Here is a 3,305-nt window from a genome sequence, read left to right on the forward strand (position 1 = left end):
CACGGGTGCGTGGACCAATTGCGCCATCATCGGCCAAGCCTTGCCAGTGCTGGAAGCGTTTCACACCTTCCACCAGCGTGGCGTCATAGACGTTAGGGCCGGTCGCCGTCGGATTGGCAGCAACATTATTGGCCACTTCAGGCGTCGCAGCGAGCGCCGGAGCCGCATCAATATCATCAAAGTTTGCCGCAGACGGACTCACCGCCACCGGCTGATTGCTTTGACTCACCGGAACCGGCGCCGTGGGTACCGCATCTTCTGCCGGTGTTGGCGTAGCGCTGTGACTGGCGGTCAACATGCCGGTGCGTTGCAGAATCTCACGCAGTGCAGGCACATCATTGCTGATTTGTCCTGGGCGCAGCGTAGCGGTATCACGCAATTGCGGCCACGGATGATGATCGTTTAGCAGCGTTTTCAGTGCATTATGCATCGGTAGATATTGCGGATGCTGCGGCTGCAGTGAGACCACGAAAGTACGGCTGCCACCGCCATTCACCGCATTCTGCCATTGATTGATGGCGGCCAGCGATGGCATGGTCAGCTTGTACGGCACATTGCTGTAGAGCCAGGTTTCACCCTGCGTCGGGACATTGGCAACGAACTGCAGATAGCCGAGCATCGCATCACTGAGCACGATATCGCGCGCCAGACCTTTAATGTTCGGATTGGTTAGCCGCTCCACCCAGCGGGTGAACTGCGGCTGCACGCCTGAGAGCGCCACTTCTGCCAACTGCTGCTGGAAGGCCTGCACCGCTTGCTGGTCCTGCCACAGTGGTGCCATGTCACGCGACGCATAAATGCCGGCCAAGCCTGGCAGGTAGAAGGGTTGTTCAGTGGCGCTAAACGCCTGCTGAATCTGCTGCTGACTGGCAGCAACCGACATCGAGCTGTGATGCGTCGAGTTGGGTAGCGTGGAAGTGATGGCCGCATGGCTGACAGCCAGCGGCGATAATACCAGTGACAAACCGAGTGCTACTGCAGCACGACTCATTTTGCGCTTATTGTTTAGCAACATCCCTGCCCCCTTCTCACCAATGACATAGCGCCCTGTGATCGCCATGTACAGCCATACTCTTAATGTTGAGTATACGAATAAAAAACGGCATCTGCCTCTAAGTGCAGATGCCGCATACAGATTAAACGTAGTGCTGTTTTTTAACCAGATTAAGCGTTATGAATTCTCATATTCAAGACCGACCGTAGGACTTTGATCTTTGCTCGGTGCGGGATCCGCCGAGAAGCCGCGCAGGCCGACCACATGCACGTGTTCGGTGTTATTGAACATCTTACGCACCAATTTGTAAGTGGTGCCTTTTTCCGGACTGATGTTCTCTGGTGCCGCAATGATCAGCTGCATCTCCAGACGTTCGCACAGCTCAAACAGCGTGGCGATTGAACGGGCATCCAGACGTGCCGCTTCATCGAGGAACAGCAGACGACACGGCGAGATATCTTTGCCGCGCAGACGACGTGATTCCTCTTCCCAGCTCTGCACTACCATCACCAGAATCGACATCCCGGTACCGATCGCTTCACCGGTCGAAAGCGCGCCACTTTCTGCACGCAACCAGCCATCAGAGCCACGATTCACTTCCACTTCCATCTCAAGATAGTTGCGGTAGTCGAGCAACTCTTCACCGATGGTTTGCGGCGTGCGCTGGCCCATGTCAATCTGCGGATTCAGGCGCTGATAGAGTTTCGCCAGCGCTTCCGAGAAGGTTAAGCGGTTGCTGGTAAACAGATCCTGATGCTGTTCATGCTCTTCCGACAGCGTATCCAGTAGCGTTGAGTGCGCTTCACGCACGTTAACGTTGAGGCGCACGCTGCGCACCTGACCAAAGCTCACAGCTTGCAAGCCCTGGTTCAGCTGGCGGATACGGTTCTGCTCGCGCTGAATGGTTTTGCGAATGATGTTCGCCGCGCTGCGTGAGCTGATTGCCAGCGTCTGTTCACGCGCCGTCAGCTCTTCGGTCAGACGATTCAGCTCGATTTCCATCTGCTCGATGGCTTCAACCGGATCGTCGGTACGAATGATGTCCTGTCGAATACGTTCGCGCAGATGCTGATACACCGCGATAAAGAACTGAATCTTGCGTTCCGGACGTTTCGGATCTTCCGACATGCGCAGCACATCGCGCAGATGCTCGTTATCCGCTACCGCCAGACGCAGCGCACCCAGAGCCTTATCCGACATCGAACGTAGCTCATCGCCGCTGAGATAGGCCAGTTCACGACGATGCAGACGACGCTCAACGCCATTCTCTTTAACCAGGCGCAACACTGTGCACCATCCGGCTTTCGCGCTGACCACCTGCTCACGAATCTGATGATAATCGCGTTCCAGCTTGCGCAGTTTCTTCTGCAGGCTGTCCATTTCGGCTTCACAGAAGGTAATCTGTTTTTCCAGCTGGTTGCGACGCGCACGGTTGTGGCTCAACGCGCTGTACAGCTCGTCACGACGAATGCGCGCGCGCTCTTCTGCGCTGGCATCGGCATGCACGCCGATATCCTGCATCTCTTGCTGCAACTCTTTCAGCATGTCGCGTTTGGCATCGTAAGAACTTTTCAGCGAAGCCAGCACCTGCGAATACTGCGTCAGCTGCGCCTGATGTCCACGCAGACGTTCGCGTGCGCGGCTGCGCTCACCTTCCGCCTGTTCCAGACGCTGACGCAGCTGTTCATTGAGATCGCTGTTACCACCCAACATGCCCGCCGAACTTTCATAGCTGAAGTGCGCACGGCGCTGCACCACTTCGGTCAGGGCAAAGGCCTGTTGACGCGCATCGCGCTGCTGCTGCTGTGCCTGCTGATAGTCACGCTGCAGCTGATCGTGCTGCTGCGGATCGCTTTGCAGTACCGCAATCAGCGGCTCCAGCTTGCTGAGTTTGCTGCCGTGCTGATGCAGGAAACGCGCGGCTTCCTGTGCTTCTTCAACGCGCTCGCGGATCTCCTCACAGCGATCGCCAAGCGTGTCGTCGAGCAGCAGATTTACGCGCGGCAACAGGCGGTTCAGCTGGCTAACGCCCTCTTTTGCCTGCTCATACTGCGCACGCTGCTGCTGATTGTCATTTTCATGCTGCGCCAGCGCCCGCTCCAGCTCGCCACGGCGGCTATTAAGCTGACGAATTTGCGCTTCTGGATCTTCATCAAACGCCACTGCTAAATGGCTGCCGATAAAGCGGCTGAAGGATTGATGCAGACGCTGGGTTTTCTGCACATCAAACGACAGCGTGGCATAACGCTCAGCCAACTGTTCACGTTCGTTGTTCAGCAACTCAAGCTGGTTTTCACGCGCCGCGCGACCA

The 3,305-nt window shown here is 56.6% G+C and carries 2 protein-coding genes; both read right to left on the reverse strand.

What is annotated here, in order from left to right:
- A partial coding sequence (locus tag RTY00_RS22340; RefSeq protein ID WP_409519162.1) for a peptidoglycan-binding protein occupies positions 1-1,015 on the reverse strand: 1,015 nt, incomplete at its 3' end.
- A gap of 156 nt (positions 1,016-1,171) precedes the next feature.
- Positions 1,172-3,305: chromosome partition protein MukB (mukB, locus tag RTY00_RS22345; protein ID WP_312666308.1), on the reverse strand; the 2,134-nt coding region annotated here is incomplete at its 5' end.

The organism is Pantoea sp. CTOTU49201 (assembly GCF_032054795.1).
Lineage (GTDB): Bacteria > Pseudomonadota > Gammaproteobacteria > Enterobacterales > Enterobacteriaceae > Pantoea > Pantoea symbiotica.